Genomic DNA, 21,776 nt, shown 5'->3' with positions numbered 1-21,776 from the left:
TGCTCGCGCAGTGCCGCAATTTTGCACACAGCGGGCGTGCCGCACGGGGAGGAATATCCATGTCCAGCACCAGTGACTTCAAGGACCGCGCGCACGCGGGCAAGCTGCTGGCGAAGGAGCTGCCGGCGTATGCGCATGACCCGCGCGCAATCGTGCTGGCCCTGCCGCGCGGCGGGGTGCCGGTCGGCTACCAAGTCGCCCGCCACCTCGGCCTTGAGCTCGACATCCTGATCGTCCGCAAGCTCGGCATGCCCGGACATGAGGAATTCGCGATCGGCGCCATTGGCGCCGGCGGCGTGCGCGTGCTGCAGCAGGATGTCATCGACGAGTACGGCGTGGCGCCGCTGGCAATCGAGGCCATCAGCAGCCGCGAGCTCAAGGAAATCGACCGGCGCGAGCGCCAGTACCGGGGTGCGCATGCACCGTTGCAACTCAGCGGCCGCATCGCGCTGCTGGTCGACGACGGCCTCGCTACCGGTTCAACCATGCGCGCCGCGATCCGGATCGCGCATAAACTTGGTGCGGCACGGGTCGTCGTCGCCGTGCCCGTCGGTGCGCGGGACACTTGCAATGCGCTGGAGCGCGCAGTGGACGAACTGGTCTGCCTGAGCAGGCCGCCGTTCTTCTCGGCCGTCAGCCAGTGGTACCGCGAGTTCGGCCAGACCAGCGACGCCGAGGTCCAGGACCTGCTGGCTCTCGCCTGGCGCGAGCGTCCCGGTACGCCTGCGCCCATGAATAACCCATAACAGGAGTACAGCATGAGGCAACTGACTGACCAGAACATCGAGTGGGGCAAGTGGCTGGGCTTCGCCGCCGTTGGCGCATTGGTGATGTACATGCGGGATCCGGAACGCGGCGCGCCGCGGCGTGCGCAGTCGGGCGAAAAGCTGCGCGATCTGGGCAAGGATACCGGCGATGTGTTCGAACGGGTCGTGCGCAGCATCGGCGAAGGCCCGAGCTATGACAGCACCCGCGGCTACGCCTCCGGCCTGGCGCAGCGCGCGTCGGAAGCCGGCCAGCAAATGTCCGGGCGCGCATCCGATGCATTGCACTCGGCCGAAACCACGCTGCGCGACTCGCTGCACCGGGCCGGCGACGCCATCGAACCCTTGCTGGAAGCCTCGCGCGGCCCGTGGCCGGCCAGTACCCGCAGCGCCGCGGTCCTCGGCGGCGGCGCGCTTGGGCTGTACGCGCTGGCCTCGCGCTCGCCGATCGCGATCCTGGCCGGCCTGGCCGGGCTTACCCTGCTGACCCGCGGCGCCAGCAACCGCCCGATCAGGGAGCTGGTCGGCCGTCACCGCGTGGTGGATGCCGCGCGCATGAAGACGGTGGACGAGCGCGGCGCCATTCCGTCCGATGCGGCGCGCGAAGGCAGCTGGCACGGCCGCTTCCTGCACTAGGATCGGCCATGTTGCACCGGGCATCCCCCCTGGCTGCAGCAATAGCGAAAGCCGCCGTCCCGCTCACCGGCGGGGCGGACGACTACACGCCGCTGCTCGACATGGTCGGCGAAGCGAACTACGTCCTGCTCGGCGAAGCGACCCACGGCACCCACGAGTTTTACGAGGAACGGGCGCGCATCACCCAGCGCCTGATCGTGGAAAAAGGCTTCAACGCAGTCGCCGTCGAGGCCGACTGGCCGGACGCCTACCGCGTCAACCGCTTCGTGCGCGACCAGGGCGACGACAGCGACGCTGTGCAGTCCTTGCAAGGCTTCCAGCGCTTCCCCAGCTGGATGTGGCGCAACACCGCCGTGGTCGATTTCGTGACCTGGCTGCGCTCGTATAACGACGGGTTCGAGGCGGACGACAAGGTCGGGTTCTACGGCCTCGACCTGTACAGCCTGTTCACGTCGATGGATGAGGTGCTGCGCTACCTCGAGCAGGTCGACCCGGCCGGCGCAGCCGCGGCCAAGGCGCGCTACGCCTGCTTCGACCACTACCAGGATGACAGCGAACGCTACGCCTACGCGGCCGGCGTCGGCGTCTCCGAATCCTGCGAAGGCGCGGTGATCGCCCAGCTGCAGGCGCTGCAGCAGCGCGCGCTCGAGTACATGCAGCGCGACACGGCCAACGCGCACGATGCCTACTTCTACGCGCAGCAGAACGCCCGGCTGGTGATCAATGCCGAGGCCTACTACCGCACGATGTTCCGCGGCCGCGTGTCGTCATGGAACCTGCGCGACCAGCACATGGCCGACACCCTCGACGCGCTGATCGGCCATGTGGGCGCGCAAACCGGCACCCAGGCCAAGGTGGTGGTGTGGGAACATAATTCGCATATCGGCGACGCCCGCGCGACCGAAGCCGGCAAGCTCGGGGAGTGGAACGTGGGCCAGCTGGCGCGCGAGCGGCATGGCGACCAGACGCGGCTGATCGGTTTCTCCACCTACGACGGCACCGTCACCGCGGCGTCCGAATGGGGCGGCCGCGCGGAACGCAAGCAGGTGCGGGCGGCGCTGCCCGACAGTTATGAAGCATTGTTCCACGACGTTGGGATCGAGCGCTTCATGCTCGACCTGCGCATCGATGGCCTGGTGCGCGCGGCGCTGATGGAGCACAGGCTGCAGCGCGCGATCGGCGTGCTATACGTGCCCAAAACCGAGCGGCAGAGCCATTATTTCCATGCCCAGTTGCCGCGCCAGTTCGATGCGATGCTCCACTTCGACCGGACCACGGCGGTGGTGCCGCTCGAGACGGTCAGCAAGCCGACCGGAGGCGAGGCGCCGGAGACGTACCCGGAGGGCGTGTAACGGCCGCTTACGTGCTTACGCCGCCAGCGAGCGCTGGCTACTTAGCGAGGCGACCAGTTTCGCGACGTCGTCATCGGCGATGAAGGCGGCCGACGACTGGCCCGACAGCAACCGCTCAGGCGCCATCGAGCGCGCGATGGCGTAGCCCTGCACGTAATCGACGCCGATGTCCGCCAGCGTCTCCACCGTCGCACAGTCTTCGGCCCATTCGGCGATCGTCTTCATGCCGAGGTTGGCCGCAAGGTTGACGATCGCTTCGACAATCGCGACGTTGGCCGGGTGCGCGTTGATGTTGACGATGAAGTTGCCATCGATTTTCAGCACGTCGGCCGGCAGTTCCTTGAGGTACGAGAATGAGGTGTAGCCAGCGCCGAAATCGTCCAGCGCGACCTTGACGCCGAAGTTGCGGACCTGGTCGATGAAGCGGCGCGTGTTGTCGAGATCGTGCAGCGCCACGCTTTCGGTGATCTCCATGCACAGCTTGTTGGCCACATGGACATAGCGCGCCAGCACGTCGAACGTATCCTGCACGAAGCTTTCGTCATTCAGCGACGCGCCGCTCAGGTTCATGCAGACGAACTGGGTATTCGAGAGCGACTCGATGTTCTGGGCAATCCACGCCAGCGTCGACGCCAATACCCAACGGTCGATCACGCCCGCGCGTCCGCTCTTCTCGGCCGCGGAAATGATCGGACCGGCCGGCATGATCTTGCCGTTCGGATCGCGCATGCGCAGCAGCACCTCGAAGTTCAGCGATTCCGCCGGTGCCTTGAGCGACATGATCGGCTGCATTTCGAGGAACATGCCGTCGGTCGCATTCGGCGCGGCCAGGCGCGCCACCAGGTTCAGCTCGGCCTCGCGTTCGAAGAATGCCGACGCGTTGCGCTCGTACACGACCAGGCCTTCCGAATGGCCGCCCTTGGCTTCGCGGCAGGCGCGGTCGGCTGTTGAGATCGCATCTTTCATCGGCATGCCGCGGCTCACTTCGATCAGTCCGATCGAACCGCGCACGTGGAAAGCCTTGTCGCCGACGCGGTAAGGCGTGGCGCTGATGCGGTCGACGATGCCGCGGCAGATCAGCGAGGCCAGCGGGATGGTCGTGTCCGGCATGACGATCACGAACTCGTCGCCGCCGACCCGGCCCACTTGCTGGCCGCCGGCCAGCATCATCGAGATGCGTTCGCACACTTGCTTGAGCACTTCATCGCCGGCGTTGTGGCCGAACAGGTCGTTGATCAGCTTGAAGCGGTCGAGGTCGAGGTAGGCCAGCGCCAGCGGCTTGCCGCCGGCCAGCTGCACGGCGGCGGTATCGAACATGCGCTCGATGCCGCGCCGGTTGAAGATCTTGGTCAGCGGATCGTTGTTCGCCATGAACAGCAACTGCTCGGTCGCCTTGGCCTGTTCGGTAATATCCTGCAGCACGCCCTCGATGCGGTTGCGTGCCAGGGTGGCGCGCACCAGGAAGCGGCGGCTGGCTTCGCGGTTCTGGATTTCCAGTTCGGCATCGGCGGCGCTATGGACCTGGTCGTGCAGCTGGCGCCAGACTTCGTCGGCAAAGAACTGCTTCCAGCGGGTGCGGCCCGGCACCACATCCATGCCCAGCATCTTGTTGACCGCCGGATTGGCACTGAGGAACTGCCCGTAGACGTCGAGCGTGAACAGGCCGACCGGCATCGCCTCGTAGGCGTGCTGCAGTTCGGCCTGCGCCGCGATGCGCTTTTCCGTTTCCAGCCGCATCTGCTCGGCCACGGCCAGCGCGGCCAGCAGGCTCGACGCCAGCGCGGCGGTCACGCTGTTGACGATGCCCAGCACTTCGCGCATGCCCAGCGCGGCGGAAATCAGTTCCGCGAATCCGGACACGAAGGTCACCGCAAACGACGCCGCGAACCAGAACGCGACCCGGGTGTGCGACTGCAAAATAATGCTGACCAGGCCCATCGTCATCCACAGCAAACCGAACCCGGTCACGCCCCACATTAACGGCAGGAACATACTGTACGGCATGATGAACGCCGCGATGAGCAGCGGCAGGCACAGCCACTCCATGACCTGCAGCGGCGCGACAAAGCGTGAGCGTGCCAGGTCTTTGCGGAACAGGGTCTGGTACAAGGTCAGGGTGGCAATCGCGTACAGCGCAATCGATACCGACCGGCTCAGCAGGAGCCACTCGGCCGGGACGACCTGCCCCAGCCATTGCGTATCCCAGCCGGCGGACAGCGCGCCGACGCGCAGGTTCATGATCAGCCAGCCGGCAAACAACACATACAGGCCCTGGCGGTTGATCAGCGCGGTCGTCAGCACGAACAGGGTCAGCACGATCATGCCGCCGTCGAGCAGGCCCGATTTGCGATGGTACTGTTCCACCGAACGGCTCAGCTGGTCGGCAGGCCATTGCAGCACGGTCATGCGTGCCGGTCCGACGAAGGTGCCGCGGCACAGGATCTGCGATGGAGTATTGTCGAGCGCGAGCGCGAATCCGGACTTCACCGGCGACATCGCGCCTTCGGACTGGCTGCGGGTGGATTTGCCGAGCGGGCTGAGCGAGACCGCGTCCCAGCATGCCAGCTTGATCGAGTGACGCGAAGGAAACTCCACAACCGGCACATCGCCATCCGCCGCGAGGGTATTAAAACTGAACCAGCGCGGCGCTTCGGACAGCTTGGTGTCGCTGAAGGAAAGCGCCGGCTTTTCCCTGAGGGCAGCCAGGGCCTGGGCCGGCGTCAGCGGCGCGCCGGTTTCGGGCAGCACGCGCAGCTGGAGGATCTTGTCGTCGTGAACCGTGTAGTGGCTGTCCCATGAGAACAAGGCCACCAGCGACAGCACCACAATCCCCAGCGGCACCATGTACAGGGACAAGGCGCGCAACACCGTCTCGAGGGCTCGCTGGGCGCGCCTCGGGATGATGGTGCGTAAAGTGAAGGACGGCTTTGACATGAACTAGTTCCAACTGCAGGTTAACCGCCGCCATTCTAAACGGGCGGGGGGTAATATTCCTACAAGGATACATGTTCATTCATAGACCGTCATGAAATCTTTACGCAAAAATACCGTCGGTCACCACTTCTGCGGACGGATTGGTGACTAAAGGTGCCGCAGCGCGTGCGAACTGCGGCGTCGCGGGTGCGCCGATGTCGATGTCGGCGTGGTGGGTATGGCGGAAAAAGCCGAGCAACGGATGTTTGGCGGCCGTCCAGCGCTCTTCGCCGGTTTCGATCTCAAACGCCATGACGCGGTGCGGCATATTCCCGACGTGACGCAGCGGAATCAGTTCGCGGTTTGGAAATACATCGGAAAACAACAGTTGTTCGTACTGGCGGTCGATCGGCGTGCGGCCGGTAACGACTGCCCATTCAACCTTGTTCTGCTCGCAATACTCGAAGCACGCCTTGATCAGCGCCACTTTGACTAAACGGCCGATACGGCCTTCGTCGATGCCCAGGCGGGTCACTTCCGCCAGCCGGCGCGTCAGCAGCCACATAGGGAGCTCGACCGACTCTTCCACATGCAGCGGCTGGTGGAAGTTGGTCTGGATGCGCGCACTGCCGATCGGCGAGCCGTCCAGCTTGGATTCAGCCAGCAGCACTACCGAGTCGGTGTCGAAGTCGCACTCTTCCGGCTCGACCAGGCTGCGGGCAAACTCCGGCAGGTGGCGGGCGTACGCCGCGTGGCGGATCTTGACCGCCTTCATCAGGTCCTCTTCGGTACGCACGCGCTTGATCGTGAACGGCAGGCGTTCGCTTTTCATCGCGACCGGAGCGTCAGGAGCGAAGCCCAGTGGGCGGGAAATAAGGGTTTGGGACTGCTCCATGGCGAGGCTCCTTTAATTCATAAATGGGAAGTGCGTTTATGAATTATCAAACTTCGCGATGATTTCTAAACAACAAGGAGATGGACTTTTCCCCTTCTGTTTATTGAAAGTCTACACATTTTACAATGTTGCATTAAGGAATCACTAAACATTTGCCGAAAATTCCCGAGGCCTTGCCTACATGCTAAGGAACAGGATCAGCGCCAGGTACAACAGGAAGACTGTCGCGGCGACGCTCTGCAACACGACGGTACGCCACAATGCCTGGCGCTTGGTCAGTCCATACGCGCCCCGCAGTTGCAGGAACATGTGAAGCGGCGGCACGGTAACCAGCATGAACTGCACTACCCCAGACAATCCCGCGAACTTGAGGACGAACAGCACGGCGAACAGCAGCGACATGAACGACAGCGAATAGAGCGAGAACACGGCGTGGTCGTACATCGTCACGCCCCGCCGCCAGAAAAACATCAGCCACAGGAACGGCAGCGAGATCGGCACCAACAGGAATGAAAACTTGTATGCGGTGTTCTTCAGCTTGTAAATGGCCAGTGCCGGGTTTCTGGTGGCGTGCGCGATCACGCTATCGATAAACGCGATCCCGGTTTTGAAATTTATCGACTCGCCGGGTCCGCCATCCTCGATGCGCTCGCCGAACTTTTGCGTCTCCCCGGCCAGTGCCATGACCGTCGCTGCCCGCGCAGAGTCCGCGAGATCGGAACGCGCCTGCACGACATCGTCGGCCGCGCCGCTGGTATCGGCGCCGGCACGGCGCGCTGCAGCCAGCGCCGCCTCCGCCCTCGCCAACCCGGACCGCGCCCTCTCCGTCTCCGCCTCGCTTTCCGCGCGCGCTTGCTCGGCGCTTTCCGGCTTGCCGATATTGACATTGCCCTTGCTGAAGTAAGTGCCGATAAAGAACAGGAAGAAAATCATGAAGAGGAACAGCGCGAGCGGTGACACAAAGCGCGTGCGCTGGCCGTCGATGTAACGCCGCGTCAGTTGGCCTGGCCTTGCGATCAGCAGCGGCAAGGTGCGCCATGCCTTGGCGTCGAAATGGAGGATGCCATGCAAGACTTCCTCGCCCAAGTGGGCCAGCGACCGGTGCAGGTGGCTGCGCTGGCCGCACGCGTGGCAGAAGCTTCCCGCCAGCGCTGTCGCGCAGTTGGCGCATGCGGCGCCATGCGCTCCCGGCGCCGCGCCGCCGGTATCGATCTCGTGTGCCGCAAGGCCGGCCGTTACCAACGCGCCGGCCGTTTCGATGTCTGCATTCATTCTGGTCCCTGGTGAAAAGGCTCATGCCTGTTTTTTTATGGCTGAGATAGTAGCATTTTCACCATGCCGGCTATACGGCTTTCGACCTTACTCCTCCAGCATATCCTCGGCCATCCTTGCCTCGACCAGCAGTGACTTGATCTCGGGAACGCAGGAGCCGCAGTTGCCGCCCGCTTTCAGGCATGCGGTCACCTCGCTCACTTCTGTCAGTTTGCGAAAGCGGATCGTCTCGTACAAGGTATTGCGGCCGACGCCGAAGCAGGCACATACCGTCGGTCCGGCATCGACCGTCTTGCCCAGCGAGCGGCCGGCCAGCAGGCCGGCGCGTTCCTCGCGTCCGATCGTCTCGAGGTCGAACAGCCCGGCCAGCCAGGCGCGCGACGGCAGGTCGGGCCGCGCCGAGACGAACACGCATTGTTCGATGCGGTCGTCGACCAGGTGGACGGCGCGGTAGACACCGTCCGCGCGGTCCTCGTATTCAAGCCAGTCCTCGCCTTCGCCCACGCCAAGCAGCGAGCGCGCCCACGCGCCGCGCGCGGCGATGGTGGTGCGGCCGGCCAGTTCGTAGCGGGCGAAGCCGCTGCCCTGGATCCGCGTCCAGTGGGCGACGCCGTCCAGCGCAAGCTCGCGGCGCGTAAGCAGGAAGCCGTGCCACGACACGCCGAAATGTTCGACCATGACCGGCGTGTGCTTGAATTCAGGCTCGCCCGACACCGGATCGACCGCCGGGCTGACCAGCGCGCCGACACGGGCGTCGGACGCCGTCTGCCCGTTCCAGTGGATCGGCACGAACACCGACCCGCGTGTTATTCCGCCGCCAAGCTGGACCCGCGCCACCATCGAGCCCCAGGCGCTCGACACCCGCGCCAATTCGCCCTCGCGCACGCCATACAGCAGCGCGTCATGCGGATGCAGGTCGACGAACGACTCGGGTACGTGCCCTGCCAGGCGCGGCGCCTTGCCGGTGCGCGTCATCGTGTGCCACTGGTCGCGCACCCGGCCGGTGTTGAGCGCCAGCGGATATTCCGCGCTGGCCGCATGCACCGGGCCGCGCGGCGCCGTCGCCACGAACTTGCCGCCGCAGTCGATGCGGGCGGTGCCGACAGCCGCGCCGCCGGGGCCACGCAGCACCGGCCACTGCACCGGGTCGAGCGTATCGTAATCGTGCGCGCCCAGGCCGGCGAGGCCTTCGAGCTTGAACGCGCGCTTGACGCCGCCCTCGTCCGCGCCGTTGCGCCAGCTGCTCAGGCGCGCATGCTCATCGAAGATCTCGTGCGGCGCGCCGAACTCGAAGCCATCGAAGCCCATGCGCTGCGCAACCTGGCACAGGATCTTCCAGTCCGCCCGCGCCTCGCCTGGCGCTGGCAGGAAGGCGCGCTGGCGCGAGATGCAGCGTTCGGAGTTGGTCACGGTGCCGTCCTTTTCGCCCCAGCCAAGGGCCGGCAGCAGGACATCGGCAAACGCGGTCGTATCGGTACTGGCCATGATCTCGGACGCCACCACCAGCTCGCACTTTTCCAGTGCGCGCTGGACCTGGTTGGCGTCCGGCAGGCTGACCATCGGGTTGGTCCCGATGATCCACACCGCCTTGACCTTGCCCGCTTCGATCGCGTGGAACAGGTCGACCGCTTTCAGGCCCGGCTTGTCGGCGATGCGCGGCGAGTTCCAGAAGCCTTGCACGAGATCGCGGTGTTCCGGTTTGTCGAGGTCCATGTGCGCGGCCAGCATGTTGGCCATCCCGCCGACTTCGCGACCGCCCATCGCATTCGGCTGGCCGGTCAGCGAAAACGGTCCCATGCCCGGCCTGCCGATGCGGCCCGTGGCAAGGTGGCAGTTGATGATGCTGTTGACCTTGTCGGTACCGGCCGAGGACTGGTTGACGCCCTGCGAATAGGCCGTGACGACCTTGGCGGTCGCCGCGAACGCGCGGTAGAACGCCAACAGCTTGGCCGGCTCGACGCGGCAGATGCGCACCACTTCCATCGGGTCGGCGCAATCGGCGTTTGCCACGGCCAGCGCCTCCGCCAGCCCCGTGGTGCGGCCATCAATGTAGGGCGCGTCCATCGCCCCTTCGCGCGCGAGGAAGCTGAGCAGACCGTTGAACAGCCACACGTCGGTGCCCGGCTTGACCGGCAAATGCAGGTCTGCCAGTTCGCAGGTAGCGGTGCGGCGCGGGTCGATCACCACCACCATCACCTCCGGGCGGCGCTCCTTCAGCCTGGCGATGCGCTGGAACAGCACTGGATGGCACCAGGCCGCGTTCGAACCCGTCAGCACCACCATGTCGGCCAGGTCGAAGTCTTCGTAGCAGCCCGGCACGATGTCGGCGCCGAATGCGCGCTTGTGCCCCGCCACCGAGGACGACATGCACAGGCGCGAGTTGGTGTCGATGTTGGCTGTGCCGATGTACCCCTTCATCAGCTTGTTGGCGACATAATAGTCTTCGGTCAGCAGCTGGCCCGATACGTACAGCGCCACCGAACCAGGGCCATGCTCGGCGATGATGTCGCTGAAGCCCCTGGCGACACGTTCGAGCGCCTCGTCCCACGACGCCCGGCGCATCGCGCCGTCCTCGCGCACCTGCGGGTGCAGCAGCCGGCCTTCGAGTCCAAGGGTTTCACCGAGCGCCGATCCCTTGACGCACAGCTTGCCGTTGTTGGCGGGGTGCGCGGGGTCGCCTTTGACGCCGATACTGCCGTCGGCCTGCGGTGTCGCCTGCACGCCGCAGCCGACGCCGCAGTATGCGCAGGTGGTGCGCACGGCGAGGGGAATGGGAGAGATCTTCATCGCATATCCTGGTCAGGCGGCCTGCGCGCACAGCGCTTCGCCGAACAGCAGGCGGCTGCGGATCGGGCCGATGTCGGCGCCCCCGCGGATCAGGTCGAAGTACCACGGCCCGTCCTGCACGTCGCCGTACAGCACCGCGCCGCTCAGGCGGTTGCCGGACAAGACCAGCCGCTTGTAGACGCCGCGGCGCGGATCGCGCAGCACCAGGTCTTCGCTGCCGTCCCCGCCGGCAAAATCGCCCGCCGAGTACAGCTCGACGCCGGTCACTTTCAGGCGCGTCGCGGTGGCTTCCTGCACGTAGCGGCGGTGGCCCGCGCCCGCCAGGTGGGCGGCGCAGACCTTGGCCTGTTCCCAGATCGGCGCGACCAGCCCGAAGGTGGCGCTGCGGTGCTGGACGCACTCGCCCACCGCGTACACGCGCGGATCGTAGGTCTGCAAGGTGTCGTCCACGACGATGGCGCGGTCGCAATGCAGGCCGCTGTCGCGCGCCAGCGCGATGTTCGGGCGCACGCCGGCCGCCATCACGACCAGGTCGGCCGGGATCTCGCTGCCGTCCCGGAAACGCACGCCTGCCACCCGGCCCGCGCCGGTGATTTCGGTGGTATGCGCGTCGAGCATGAAGCGCAGGCCCTTGTCTTCCAGCGCGCCCTTGAGCAGCAGCGAAGCGTGCTTGTCGAGCTGCTGGTTCATCAGGCTGCAGGTAGCGTGCACCACCGTCACGTCCATGCCGCGCCGTTTCAGCCCGTTGGCCGCTTCCAGTCCCAGCACGCCGCCGCCGATGACCACCGCATGGCGGCCGATGGTGGCTGCCTTCAGCATCGTGTCGACGTCATCGAGGTCGCGGAAACCGACCACGCCAGGCAGCTCGTGGCCCGGCACCGGCACGATGAACGGACGCGAACCGGTCGCCAGCAGCAGGCGGTCGTAGCGCACTTCGCGGCCCGACTGCGAATGCACGGTGCGGCGGATGCGGTCGATGCGCACGACCGGGTCGCCCGAATGCAGCGTAATTCCGTGTTCGTCGTACCACTCGCGCGGGTGCAGCACGATATCCTCTGCCATTTTTTCGCCGGCCAGCACAGGCGACAGCAGGATCCGGTTGTAATTCACATGCGGTTCGGCGCCGAACACGGTGATGCCGTACCGGTCCGGCGCCAGCTTTTGCAGCTCTTCGACGGTCCGCATGCCGGCCATGCCATTGCCGATGACGACCAGCGATGGCTTTGCCGCGCCCGTGTTCATGCTCCTACCCACACCGTTCCGGACTCGATGCGCGCCTGGTAGCGCGGCACCGAATGCTCGGGCGCTTCGAGGCACTCGCCGGTGGCAAGATCGAAGTGATGCTTGTAGATGGGCGACGCGACCACGATGCGCTCGCCGACGCTGCCGACCAGGCCGCGCGCCAGCACGGCGGCGCCGCTGTTCGGGTCGAAGTTGCCGATCGCAAAAACCCGCTGTTCGCCGGATACGACGCGGAACACGGCCACTTGCTCGCCGTTGACCAGCGCGCACACGCCGGTGTCCGGCACGATGTCGTCGATCTGGCAGATCGCGGTCCAGTTCTGTCGTTGGATATCACGGTGCATGGCACTCTCCTGGTCAGGCGGATTGTTTGACGGCGATTGGAATGACGCGCTTGCGCTCTTCCACTGTGGCCGGACGAATCTGGCCGCGTTCAGGCATGAACACGACGTTCTGGTCGGGCTGGTCGCTGTTGACGAAGTGACGGAAGCGCTTGCGCGTTTCCGGGTCGTTGACGGCGCTCTTCCATTCGCAGGCATAGGTATCGACAACGTGCTGCATGTCCGCTTCCAGTTCGGCGGCGATATTCAGCTTGTCCTTGACGACGACGTCCTGCAGGTATTCGAGCCCGCCTTCGAGGTTGTCGCGCCAGACGCTGGTGCGTTGCAGGCGGTCGGCGGTACGCACGTAGAACATCAGGAAGCGGTCGACGTAGCGCACCACGGTTTCTTCATCCAGTCCGGTGGCGATCAGTTCGGCGTGGCGCGGCTTCATGCCGCCGTTGCCGCACACGTAAAGGTTCCACCCGGCTTCGGTCGCGATCAGGCCGACGTCCTTGCCCTGCGCTTCTGCGCACTCGCGGGTGCAGCCCGACACGCCGAACTTGATCTTGTGCGGCGTGCGCAGGCCCTTGTAGCGGTTCTCCAGCCGGATCGCGAAGCCAAGGCTGTCGTCGACACCGTAGCGGCACCAGGTCGAGCCCACGCACGATTTCACGGTGCGCAGCGACTTGCCGTAGGCGTGGCCGGATTCGAAACCGGCGGCGATCAGTTCCTCCCAGATCAGCGGAAGCTGGTCGACCCGCGCGCCGAACAGGTCGACCCGCTGGCCGCCCGTGATCTTGGTGTACAGGCCGTACTTCTTGGCCACCTGCCCGACCGCGATCAGCCCGTCGGCGGTGACTTCGCCGCCCGGCATGCGCGGCACCACCGAGTAGGTGCCGTCCTTCTGGATATTCCCGAGGAAGTAGTCGTTCGAATCCTGCAGGCTCGCGTGGACCGGCGTCAGAACGAAGTCATTCCAGGTCGAGGCCAGGATATTCGCCGCCACCGGTTTGCAGATGTCGCATCCGAGGCCGCTGCCGTGCTGCTCCAGCAATGCCGCGAAGGTCCTGATCTTGCCGGCCTTGACGATGTGGTACAGCTCCTGGCGCGTGTGGGGGAAGTGTTCGCACACATGGTTGTTGACGGCCAGGCCCTGCTTTTTCATCTCCGCCTTCATCACCTGCGTCACCAGCGGCACGCAGCCGCCGCACGCGGTGCCCGCGCCGGTGCAGCTTTTCAGCGCGCCGATGGTGGTGGCGCCGGAGCAGACCGCCTCGCACAGCGCGCCTTTCGACACGTCGTTGCACGAACAGATCTGGGCGGCTGCCGGCAGCGCGTCGACGCCCAGCATCGGCCGCGCCTTGCCATCGGCCTGCGGCAGGATCAGGAACTCGGGCGCTTCCGGCAGCGTGATCTTGTTGAGCATCATTTGCAGCAGCGTGCCGTACTCGGACGCGTCGCCGACCATCACGGCGCCGAGCAGGTATTTTCCGCATTCGGACACGACGATTTTCTTGTAGACCTGCTTGCGCTCGTCGGTGAACTGGTAGGAGCGGCTGCCGGCGGCGATGCCGTGCGCGTCGCCGATGCTGGCCACGTCGACGCCCATCAGCTTTAGCTTGGTGCTCATGTCGGCGCCGGTGAATTCGCCTGCACCGCCAGTCAGGTGGCGGGCGGCGACGCGCGCCATGTCATAGCCCGGCGCGACCAGGCCGAAGGCGGTGCCGTTCCATGCGGCGCACTCGCCGATGGCGTAGATGTCCGGGTCGGAGGCCAGGCAGCTGTTGTCGATGGCGATGCCGCCGCGCGCTCCGATGGCCAGCCCGCAGCCGCGTGCCAGTTGGTCGCGCGGGCGGATGCCGGCCGAGAATACGATCATGTCGGCATCCAGCACGCTGCCGTCGGCGAACTGCATGCGGTGCGTGCCGTTCTCGCCGTCGATGATCTCAAGGGTGTTCTTCTGCGTGTGCACCGTGACGCCCAGTCCTTCGATGCGCGTGCGCAGGATGCGCGCGCCGCCGTCGTCGACCTGCACCGCCATCAGGCGCGGCGCGAATTCGACCACGTGGGTGGCGAGGCCAAGGTCGCGCAGCGCCTTGGCGCATTCGAGGCCGAGCAGGCCGCCGCCGATCACCACACCGGTTTTCGAGCGGGCGCCGCATTCGCGCATCGCTTCGAGGTCTTCGATGGTGCGGTAGACGAAACAGTCCTTGCGGTCCTTGCCCGGCAGCGGCGGCACGAACGGGTAGGAGCCGGTGGCGAACACCAGCTTGTCGTAGCCGAGCACCTCGCCATCGGCCAGGGTGACGGTGCGCGCGTCGCGGTCGATGCTCACCGCGCGGGCATTCAGCCTGAGCGTGACGTCGCTGCGATCGAAGAAGCCTGGCTTGACCAGCGACAGGTCGTCCGCCGTCTTACCGGCAAAGAATTCGGACAGGTGCACGCGGTCGTAGGCCGGGCGCGGCTCTTCGCACAGCACGGTGACGTGCAGTGCGGGCGCGCCGCTGTCCAGCAGGCTTTCGAGGAATTTGTGGCCTACCATGCCGTGACCGATGACGATGATGTTCATATCCTGTCCTTCCTTATGATGCAACCGCGCCGGAAGCGAGCGAAGGCTCGTCCGCGCCGGCGGTAAAGCGCACGGCGATCGCGCACAGCGCGGAGAAGATCACCAGGCCGCTGAGGATGGCGAGCGTGTGGCGGATGTCGCCCGTTCCCTTCATCAGGAAGCCGGCCATCACCGCGCCGACATTGCCGCCCGCGCCGATGATGCCGGCCACGCCGCCCAGCGCCTTGCGGTCGATGAACGGCACCAGCGCATAAGTCGCGCCGCAGGCCATGTGGGTGAACAGGCCGAAGACCAGCATCGCGATGACGGCGAAGACGATGGTGTCGGCGCGCGCGAACCACAGCAGGCCGAGGCCCTCGCCGATCATCAGGATGAACAGCAGGGTGACGCGGCTGTTGAGCGTGCCGCGCAGGGCCATCTTGTCGGAGATCCAGCCGCCCAGCGCCCGTGCAAACAGCGCCAGCAGGCCGAAGCTGCCCGCCGCCATGCCGGCCTGGCCGATGGTCAGGTCGAAGTGGTCGACGTAGTAGACCGCCGCGATGTTGTGGATGAAGATCTCGATGCCGAAGCAGGCGCCGTAGGTGACGAACAGCAGCCACACGCGGTAGTTCGACGCCGCCGCGCGGAAGCTCGCCCAGCCGCCCTTCTTGCCCGCTTCGACCGGGGCGCCGGCCGCCGACATCCCGGCGGCGCGCATGTCGTCGTAGTTGCCTTCCGGGCAGTCCTGGGTATAGCGCCAGTACAGCACCGCCATCACCAGCATCAGCACGCCCGGCACCACCAGCGCCGCGCGCCAGCCCATGCCTTCCGACACCCCCAGCATCACCAATGCGCCCAGCAGCAGCGGCATCAGCGCCTGCGCCGCGCCGCCGCCGGCGTTGCCCCAGCCGGCCGCCGCCGCGTTGGCGGTGCCGACCACGTTCGGTCCGAACATGACCGAGGTGTGGTACTGGGTGATGACGAAACTGGCGCCGACCGCGCCGATCAGCAGGCGGAAGAACAGGAAGCTCTCGTAGCTCTGCGACGCGGCCACGCCCAGCACCGGGATGGCGCCCAGCGCGAGCAGCCAGGTGTAGGTCTTGCGCGGGCCGAAGCGGTCGCACATCGGGCCGACCACCAGCCGCACCAGGATGGTGATGGCGACGGCGGCGATGTTGATGTTGGCGATCTGCCCGATCGTCAGGCCGAACTCGCCTTTGATGACTGGCATCAGCGGCGCGCAGGCGAACCAGGCGAAGAAGCAGGTGAAAAACGCCATCCAGGTCAGGTGGAAGGCACGCATCTGCGGAGTGCGGATGGTGAAGAGGTCGATCCTGTTTGCTTTCGATGCCATGGTTTATCCCGTATAAAACAAAAACGCGCCCGCTTCCGCCCGGTAGCTACCAGGCAGTGCGGACGCCGTTGTCCTGCCGGCCCGTCGTTGGGCCAGTGCTTTTATTCAGGGATCGCCATTGACCCGACACCTAATCTTTAGCAAGCGCCGTGCCACGTACAGACAGGGGGAAGGGATTCGGTGTTGAGAGCGTCAGCGCCACATCGCAGTGCATTTCGCGCCCGGAAATGATGCAATGCACCAGAAGACGCTACCTGTCCAATAACTCCTCGACATCCAGCAAGCGCTGGGCAAGGTCGGCCAGTTTGAGCTTCTTGTTCATCGCCATGCTACGCATCTTTTGATAGGCCTCGTCCTCGCCGAACTTATGGCGCGCCATCAGGATTCCCTTGGCGCGGTCGATGACCTTGCGCTCGGCCAGTTTGGTGCGTGCACCAGAAAGTTCATCGAGCAACTTTCCTTGCTGGCGAAAGCGCGCCAGCGCCACGCCGAGCACCGCTTTGACCCGGCCGGGTTCGAGGCCATCGATGACATAGGCCGCCACGCCGGAGGTGATTGCCGCGTCGATGCTGGATTCCGAGTCGTCGCTGGTGAAGACCGCCAGCGGCCGGCGCTCCGTGCCGCAGGCAAGCGCAACTGCGGATGCGAGCTGGCCGGCGCCGGATGAGGCGCCGAGCACGATGAGATCGGGCCGGTGCTGCGCGATGTGCGCGGCGAGTGCCGGACCGGGCGCCACCTCGGCCAGGATGGTGCAGCCGGCGTCGGCCAGGCAGGCACGCAGTGCGTCGCTGGCGCTGCCCGCTGCCGACACGATGAGGGTGCGTAACGAAGGAATGGCGGAAGTCATGGAAGCAGGATGCTTGATGGTCGATCCAAACTATCTAGCAAGATGCGCGCCATCTTCCCCTTGCATCTTCACAATTCTGTTGCTATACATGCGGCTTGACCCATCCAGGAAAAAACAATGACTTTCACCACCCGTTTCGCCGCCGGTCTCGCGCTCACGCTGGCCATGCTCGCTCCCCTCGCCCAGGCCGCCGAACCTGCGGTGATCTACGTCGTGCGCCACGGCGAGAAGACCGGGAACGACGGCGACCCGGACCTGACCGCGCAAGGACGCCTGCGCGCCGGCAACATCGCCACGATCCTGAAGCACACCGCCATCCGCCAGGTCTTCACCAGCAAGACCGCGCGTACCCGCCAGACCGCGGCCCCGACCGCCGCCCTGTCCGGTGTGCCCGTGAAGGAATACGATGCGCGCCAGCCGGAGAAAATGGTGGCGGAGCTGAAGGCAAGCGGCGGCAACACCCTGGTAGTGGGCCACTCGAACACCATCGGCAAACTGGTCACCCTGCTGGGCGGCGATCCGGGAACGGCAGTCGGCGACGACGAATACGACCGCCTGTACCAGCTGGTCGTCGGGCGCGACGGCAGCGTCACGACCATCTTGCTCAGCTCGCCGCCGGGGAAGTGATCCTAGCGCGCCATCCATAATGGCAGGCGGGCCGACGCGAGCAGCGTGCGCGTCACCCCGCCCAGCAAGATTTCGCCAATGCGCGAATGACCGTAAGCACCCATGACCAGCAGGTCGGCGCCCGCATCGGCGGCCAGCGCCAGCAGGACAGCGCCGACATCGGCCACGCCGGACCGGCTGCGCACATCGACCTTGACGCCGTGGCGCGCGAGGAACAGGGCAATGTCGGCCCCGGCAAGCGGGCCATGCATATCGCCTTCGGATGCGGGATTGAGTACAACGATATCGACCTGCTGCGCGTCCTTCAGCAAGGGAATCGCGCTGGTAATGGCGCGCGTGGCCTCGCGGCTGCCGTTCCAGCCGATCATCACGCGCTTGCCGAGCGGCGCCGGCGGCGTTCCGGCGGGCACCACCAGCACCGGGCGCGCGCAGTTCAGCAGCACGTATTCGGGAAAGTCGGCGCGCAGCCGCGGCGCCGGCGACGCCCGGTCCGCCTGGCTGATCACCAGCAGGTCGGCATAGCGCGCTTGCATGCTCATGCCCGGACCGGCCTGGTCCTCCAACTGGCGCCGTTCGTACGACGCCACGCCGAACGCCACCACCTGCTGCTCGAACGCATCCAGCGCCTGCGTGCTCTCTTCCCGCAAAGCATCGAACGACAGCAGCAAGGGCGGAACCGCCGGATTCAGCCCGGCCGCGGCGAACACGGAAGGCGACATGCCGGTCATCGCCGCGCCAACCAGGTGCGCCTGGTTGTCCAGCGCAATCTGCGCGGCGATAGCGATGCGCGAACTGGCATCGCGGCCCTGGTCGACGTGAACAAGCACGGTCTTGTACCACATGGCGCCCTCCGTTTTCCTGTGCCGATCATAGCGTACAATCGACCTGCCGTCTGCGGTGCGTCAAGTAGCGCAGCGCTCGCCGGACGGCTTGCCAGGAGCCGCGCCATGTCGAACATCCGTGACCAGCCTGCCGAACCGGTGCCGCTGGAAGCCAAGCTGACCTTCCTGCGCCAGCCCTCGAGCTACCCGGAAGCGCCCTACCGGGTCGAGGCGTTGGAGACCCACATGGCCTGGGTATTCCTGACCACCCGCCACGCCTACAAGCTGAAAAAGCCTGTGTGCTACGACGCCATCGATTTCCGCACGATCGCCGCGCGTCGTCATTTTTGCGAGGAAGAAGTCCGCCTGAACCGCCGCCTCGCGCCCGACGTCTACCTTGGCGTGGTGCCGCTGACCCTGAATACCGATCATCATCTCGAAGTGGGCGGTAATGGCGAGGTGGTCGACTGGCTGGTGCGGATGCACCGCCTGCCCGGCGAGTTCATGCTCGATTACGTGCTGCGCCACGGCCATGCCAGCGCGCGCGACATGCAGTGCATCGCGTCGCGCCTGGTGGCGTTTTTCCAGTCGCTGCCGCCGGTCGACATCGACGGCTCGGCCTACCGCGACCGCTACGCGCGCCAGATCGCCGCCTGCGCCCATGAACTGCTGCAGCCCGCCTACCGGCTGCCGGCCGCCCAGGTCCGGCTGGTCTGCCACCGCCAGCACAGCGCGCTCGACCGGATGGCGGCGCGCATCGACTGGCGCGTGGCCGATGGCCTCGTAATCGAAGGCCACGGCGACCTGCGTCCCGAACACATCTGCCTGTACCCGGCGCCGGCCATCATCGACTGCCTGGAATTTTCGCGCACCCTGCGCATCGTCGACCGGGCCGACGAGATCGCCTTCCTCGCGCTCGAAACCGAACGGCTGGGCGCGCCCGCGCTGGCGGCTACGCTGGTCCAGCAGTACCGGGCCCTGTCGCACGACCGGCCGACGCCCGGCCTGCTGCACTTTTACCAGGGCTACCGCGCGCTCGTGCGCGCCACGCTGGCGGTCGCGCACCTGAAGGAAGCCCGGTTCCGCTATTCGCCCAAATGGGCGGCCAGTGCCATGAACTATCTGCAACTAGCGGAACGCCACCAGAACTGGCGGGTGCGCTCATGACCGCCGGCGCTGGAGGGGCAGCCACGACGCAGAACAAAACCGGCGCGCGCGAGTCTGACATAGCAAGGCCGCATGCAAGCAACATTCGGGAGAACCGCCATGGGTACGCAGGTCGAGCACGTTGCAATCAGTAAAAAAGCGAATGTCTACGCGGAGGGAAAATGTATTTCGTACACGCTCACCTTCCCCGACCACACCATCAAGACCGTCGGCGTGGTGATGCCCGGCGGCGTCACGTTTGCCGCCGACACCGACGAGACGGTTGAAATCGTCGAAGGACTTGGGCGCGTCCGGGTTGGCCACGATGGCGCGTGGAATGCCTGCCACGCCGGATACCGTTTTCACGTCGCGGCGCAAACCCGGTTCGAGATCGATGCCGAGCAGCCGGTGCATTACGTGGTGCACCTGGGCCGGGGCCAGGCCGCTTCCTGAACCCGGCTACCGGCTAGGGCAGGCAGCCGACGAACCAGTCGGTGGCGAGCCGCGCCACCTGCTCCAGCGCGCCCGGCTCCTCAAACAGGTGCGTCGCACCCTCCACGACCTTGAGCTCCTTGCGGCAGTTCAGCATCGCATAGGCCGCTTCGTTCAGCTCGATCACCTGGTTGTCGAGCCCGCCGACGATCAGCAAGGTCGGCGCCTGTACCCGTTCGAGGGCAGGGCCCGCGAGATCGGGGCGCCCGCCGCGCGACACCACCGAATACACCCTGTGCCCGCCGCTTGCGGCAAGCTGCAGCGCCGCGGCGGCGCCCGTACTGGCGCCGAACAGGCCCAGCGGCAGGCCGCGCGTATCGCGGTCCATGTCCAGCCAGTTTGCCGCCAGCTCGAGCCGCCGCGCCAGCAAGCCGATGTCGAAGCGCGACCGCGTGCTTGGCTCTTCGGCCGGCGTCAAAAGGTCCATCAGCAAGGTGGCCAGGCCGGCCTTGCGCAACGCGCCGGCCACGTAGTTGTTGCGCGGACTGAGGCGGCCGCTGCCGCTGCCGTGGGCGAACAGCACCACGGCGCGCGCGCCTTCCGGCACCGCCAGCATCCCCTCGACGAATTCGCCGTCGATCGCGATGTCGACCACTTGCTTGCGTACCCGGTCAAACATGGTGCGTCCTTTCAGATCCCGTCATGCAGCTGCAAAATCGCGTCGCCGAACAAGGCGGCGCTGCTGACGACGGCGAGCCTGGGTTTCAGTGCGTCGGCGCCGGCCCGGCCGGGCTCGACGCTGTCGCTGACGACCAGTTGCTGCAATACCGGGTCGCCCAGATCCGGGTCGCCCACAACCGGGGCGCCCAGCACCGTGCCGGCATTTTCGCTGAACAGCCCGTGGGTGGCCAGCGCCATCACGGCGGCCGCGCCGCCGTCGCGGCAAGCGGCCGCCGCGCGCGCCAGCGTGGTGCCCGTACTGATCAGGTCGTCGATGAGAATGGCCGTGCGGCCGCGTACATCGCCGATCAACATGTTTCCGCTGACAATGCCCGCGCTGCGGTATTTCTCAACGCACGCCATGCCGACCGGGCGGCCAAGGGCATCGGACATTGCCTGGCGGAACGCTTCGGCACGCTTGATGCCGCCGGCATCGGGCGAGACCACGCTCGCCTCGACGCCGGCCAGCTGCGGCGCCAGGAACCTGGCGAACAGGCTGGCGGCTTCGAGGTGCACAGTGCGGCAGCGGAAGGCATTCTGGTAGGCCGCCAGGTTGTGCACGTCGAGCGTCACGACCGCATCGGTGCCGACCGCCTCGAACAGGCAGGCCACATAGCGCGTGGTGACCGGGTCGCGCTCCTTGGTCTGGCGGTCCTTGCGCGCATACGCGAGATACGGCACCACGGCAGTCACGCGCGCGGCGCCGGCATCCTTGAGCGCACCGATGAAGAACAGCAGCCGGCACAGCTTGTCGTTGGCGCTTTCGTTCGGGTCGCCGTACAGCGAGTGGATCACGAACACGTCCTTGCCGCGCACCGGATCCAAAGGGCGCGACTTATGCTCGCCATCCTCGAAATTGCGTTCCTCGTGCGCGCCGAGGGTGACGCCGAGGTGCTGCGCCACCCGCTCGCCGAAAGCGCGGCTGCTGTGCAGTGCAAACAGGCAAAGCCTGTCTTCGATCAGGGTGTGCATGCGGTCCTCGCCAAACAACTCAGGATATGCTGGCATCTTGCCACAGGTTTGACGGCGATCCAGCGCGCGCGGCTGGCGAAGTGTGGGATGGTGCTGCTGACTGGCGCGATGCGGGGAAGGAAGCT

General features: G+C 66.0%; 18 protein-coding genes. 6 read left to right on the top strand and 12 right to left on the bottom strand.

Annotation, left to right across the window (positions count from 1 at the left end):
- Positions 1-59: 59 nt before the first annotated feature.
- The 3 genes from HHL21_RS02350 to HHL21_RS02340 are packed head-to-tail and all read left to right on the top strand — an operon-like array spanning position 60 to position 2,752.
- Entirely contained in the window at positions 60-746 is a 687-nt protein-coding gene (locus HHL21_RS02350) for a phosphoribosyltransferase (protein WP_169463628.1), read from the top strand.
- Positions 747-758: 12 nt separating this feature from the next.
- Positions 759-1,400 (top strand): hypothetical protein, encoded by a 642-nt coding sequence (locus HHL21_RS02345; protein ID WP_169463627.1) that lies wholly within the window; start codon positions 759-761, stop codon positions 1,398-1,400.
- An 8-nt stretch (positions 1,401-1,408) separates the two neighbouring features.
- Positions 1,409-2,752 (top strand): erythromycin esterase family protein, encoded by a 1,344-nt coding sequence (locus tag HHL21_RS02340; RefSeq protein ID WP_169463626.1) that lies wholly within the window; start codon positions 1,409-1,411, stop codon positions 2,750-2,752.
- A gap of 15 nt (positions 2,753-2,767) precedes the next feature.
- Here the strand turns inward: HHL21_RS02340 and HHL21_RS02335 are convergent, their stop codons facing one another.
- The 9 genes from HHL21_RS02335 to HHL21_RS02295 form a co-directional block, all read right to left on the bottom strand.
- Positions 2,768-5,686: a putative bifunctional diguanylate cyclase/phosphodiesterase gene (locus HHL21_RS02335; RefSeq protein WP_169463625.1), complete on the bottom strand. Its 2,919-nt coding sequence runs from the start codon at positions 5,684-5,686 to the stop codon at positions 2,768-2,770.
- A 100-nt stretch (positions 5,687-5,786) separates the two neighbouring features.
- The gene (locus HHL21_RS02330) at positions 5,787-6,560 is read right to left on the bottom strand and encodes a hypothetical protein (RefSeq protein ID WP_206085510.1); all 774 of its coding nucleotides are present in this window, start codon (positions 6,558-6,560) and stop codon (positions 5,787-5,789) included.
- 177 nt (positions 6,561-6,737) lie between these two features.
- Positions 6,738-7,832: a DUF3667 domain-containing protein gene (locus tag HHL21_RS02325; protein ID WP_169463624.1), complete on the bottom strand. Its 1,095-nt coding sequence runs from the start codon at positions 7,830-7,832 to the stop codon at positions 6,738-6,740.
- An 87-nt stretch (positions 7,833-7,919) separates the two neighbouring features.
- Entirely contained in the window at positions 7,920-10,619 is a 2,700-nt protein-coding gene (locus tag HHL21_RS02320; RefSeq protein WP_169463623.1) for a nitrate reductase, read from the bottom strand.
- A 12-nt stretch (positions 10,620-10,631) separates the two neighbouring features.
- Positions 10,632-11,861 carry an NAD(P)/FAD-dependent oxidoreductase gene (locus HHL21_RS02315; RefSeq protein WP_169463622.1) on the bottom strand — a complete coding sequence of 410 codons (1,230 nt, stop codon included), beginning with the start codon at positions 11,859-11,861 and terminating at the stop codon, positions 10,632-10,634.
- Entirely contained in the window at positions 11,858-12,205 is a 348-nt protein-coding gene (gene nirD / locus HHL21_RS02310) for a nitrite reductase small subunit NirD (RefSeq protein ID WP_169463621.1), read from the bottom strand. The genes HHL21_RS02315 and nirD overlap by 4 nt, the downstream gene beginning before the upstream one ends.
- Positions 12,206-12,218: 13 nt before the next feature.
- Complete coding sequence (gene nirB / locus HHL21_RS02305) at positions 12,219-14,753, bottom strand: nitrite reductase large subunit NirB (protein WP_169463620.1); 2,535 nt, start codon at positions 14,751-14,753, stop codon at positions 12,219-12,221.
- Between the two features lie 13 nt (positions 14,754-14,766).
- Positions 14,767-16,086: an MFS transporter gene (locus tag HHL21_RS02300; protein WP_169463619.1), complete on the bottom strand. Its 1,320-nt coding sequence runs from the start codon at positions 16,084-16,086 to the stop codon at positions 14,767-14,769.
- 250 nt (positions 16,087-16,336) lie between these two features.
- Positions 16,337-16,933, bottom strand: a complete 597-nt coding sequence (locus tag HHL21_RS02295; RefSeq protein ID WP_169463618.1) for an ANTAR domain-containing response regulator — start codon at positions 16,931-16,933, stop codon at positions 16,337-16,339.
- Between the two features lie 117 nt (positions 16,934-17,050).
- Here HHL21_RS02295 and HHL21_RS02290 point away from each other — a divergent pair, with 117 nt between their 5' ends.
- Entirely contained in the window at positions 17,051-17,560 is a 510-nt protein-coding gene (locus tag HHL21_RS02290; RefSeq protein ID WP_169463617.1) for a phosphoglycerate mutase family protein, read from the top strand.
- A gap of 2 nt (positions 17,561-17,562) precedes the next feature.
- Here the strand turns inward: HHL21_RS02290 and HHL21_RS02285 are convergent, their stop codons facing one another.
- Positions 17,563-18,402, bottom strand: coding sequence for a universal stress protein (locus HHL21_RS02285; RefSeq protein ID WP_169463616.1), 840 nt, complete (start codon positions 18,400-18,402; stop codon positions 17,563-17,565).
- Positions 18,403-18,507: 105 nt separating this feature from the next.
- On the opposite strand from HHL21_RS02285, the gene HHL21_RS02280 reads away from it, so the two are divergent.
- Together HHL21_RS02280 and HHL21_RS02275 are read left to right on the top strand one after the other, a co-directional pair.
- A complete protein-coding gene (locus tag HHL21_RS02280) occupies positions 18,508-19,548 on the top strand; it encodes a hypothetical protein (protein ID WP_169463615.1) in 1,041 nt (346 codons plus the stop codon).
- A 99-nt stretch (positions 19,549-19,647) separates the two neighbouring features.
- Positions 19,648-19,980, top strand: a complete 333-nt coding sequence (locus tag HHL21_RS02275; protein WP_169463614.1) for a pyrimidine/purine nucleoside phosphorylase — start codon at positions 19,648-19,650, stop codon at positions 19,978-19,980.
- Positions 19,981-19,993: 13 nt separating this feature from the next.
- Here the strand turns inward: HHL21_RS02275 and HHL21_RS02270 are convergent, their stop codons facing one another.
- Entirely contained in the window at positions 19,994-20,638 is a 645-nt protein-coding gene (locus tag HHL21_RS02270) for a dienelactone hydrolase family protein (RefSeq protein WP_169463613.1), read from the bottom strand.
- Between the two features lie 11 nt (positions 20,639-20,649).
- Positions 20,650-21,651 (bottom strand): ribose-phosphate diphosphokinase, encoded by a 1,002-nt coding sequence (locus HHL21_RS02265; RefSeq protein WP_206085508.1) that lies wholly within the window; start codon positions 21,649-21,651, stop codon positions 20,650-20,652.
- Between the last annotated feature and the right edge of the window lie 125 nt (positions 21,652-21,776).

Origin of the sequence: Massilia polaris (genome assembly GCF_012927275.1) — a bacterium.
Taxonomy (GTDB): Bacteria; Pseudomonadota; Gammaproteobacteria; order Burkholderiales; family Burkholderiaceae_D; genus Telluria_A; species Telluria_A polaris.
The sequence above is the reverse complement of the archived record's forward strand: the minus strand, read 5'-3'. Positions and strand labels throughout refer to the sequence as shown.

Excerpts from the sequence above, each read along its gene's own strand:
- HHL21_RS02350 (WP_169463628.1), top strand. The coding sequence starts at position 60 with ATGTCCAGCACCAGTGACTTCAAGGACCGCGCGCACGCGGGCAAGCTG.
- HHL21_RS02345 (WP_169463627.1), top strand. The coding sequence starts at position 759 with ATGAGGCAACTGACTGACCAGAACATCGAGTGGGGCAAGTGGCTGGGC.
- HHL21_RS02340 (WP_169463626.1), top strand. The coding sequence starts at position 1,409 with ATGTTGCACCGGGCATCCCCCCTGGCTGCAGCAATAGCGAAAGCCGCC.
- HHL21_RS02335 (WP_169463625.1), bottom strand. The coding sequence starts at position 5,686 with ATGTCAAAGCCGTCCTTCACTTTACGCACCATCATCCCGAGGCGCGCC.
- HHL21_RS02330 (WP_206085510.1), bottom strand. The coding sequence starts at position 6,560 with ATGGAGCAGTCCCAAACCCTTATTTCCCGCCCACTGGGCTTCGCTCCT.
- HHL21_RS02325 (WP_169463624.1), bottom strand. The coding sequence starts at position 7,832 with ATGAATGCAGACATCGAAACGGCCGGCGCGTTGGTAACGGCCGGCCTT.
- HHL21_RS02320 (WP_169463623.1), bottom strand. The coding sequence starts at position 10,619 with ATGAAGATCTCTCCCATTCCCCTCGCCGTGCGCACCACCTGCGCATAC.
- HHL21_RS02315 (WP_169463622.1), bottom strand. The coding sequence starts at position 11,861 with ATGAACACGGGCGCGGCAAAGCCATCGCTGGTCGTCATCGGCAATGGC.
- nirD (WP_169463621.1), bottom strand. The coding sequence starts at position 12,205 with ATGCACCGTGATATCCAACGACAGAACTGGACCGCGATCTGCCAGATC.
- nirB (WP_169463620.1), bottom strand. The coding sequence starts at position 14,753 with ATGAACATCATCGTCATCGGTCACGGCATGGTAGGCCACAAATTCCTC.
- HHL21_RS02300 (WP_169463619.1), bottom strand. The coding sequence starts at position 16,086 with ATGGCATCGAAAGCAAACAGGATCGACCTCTTCACCATCCGCACTCCG.
- HHL21_RS02295 (WP_169463618.1), bottom strand. The coding sequence starts at position 16,933 with ATGACTTCCGCCATTCCTTCGTTACGCACCCTCATCGTGTCGGCAGCG.
- HHL21_RS02290 (WP_169463617.1), top strand. The coding sequence starts at position 17,051 with ATGACTTTCACCACCCGTTTCGCCGCCGGTCTCGCGCTCACGCTGGCC.
- HHL21_RS02285 (WP_169463616.1), bottom strand. The coding sequence starts at position 18,402 with ATGTGGTACAAGACCGTGCTTGTTCACGTCGACCAGGGCCGCGATGCC.
- HHL21_RS02280 (WP_169463615.1), top strand. The coding sequence starts at position 18,508 with ATGTCGAACATCCGTGACCAGCCTGCCGAACCGGTGCCGCTGGAAGCC.
- HHL21_RS02275 (WP_169463614.1), top strand. The coding sequence starts at position 19,648 with ATGGGTACGCAGGTCGAGCACGTTGCAATCAGTAAAAAAGCGAATGTC.
- HHL21_RS02270 (WP_169463613.1), bottom strand. The coding sequence starts at position 20,638 with ATGTTTGACCGGGTACGCAAGCAAGTGGTCGACATCGCGATCGACGGC.
- HHL21_RS02265 (WP_206085508.1), bottom strand. The coding sequence starts at position 21,651 with ATGCACACCCTGATCGAAGACAGGCTTTGCCTGTTTGCACTGCACAGC.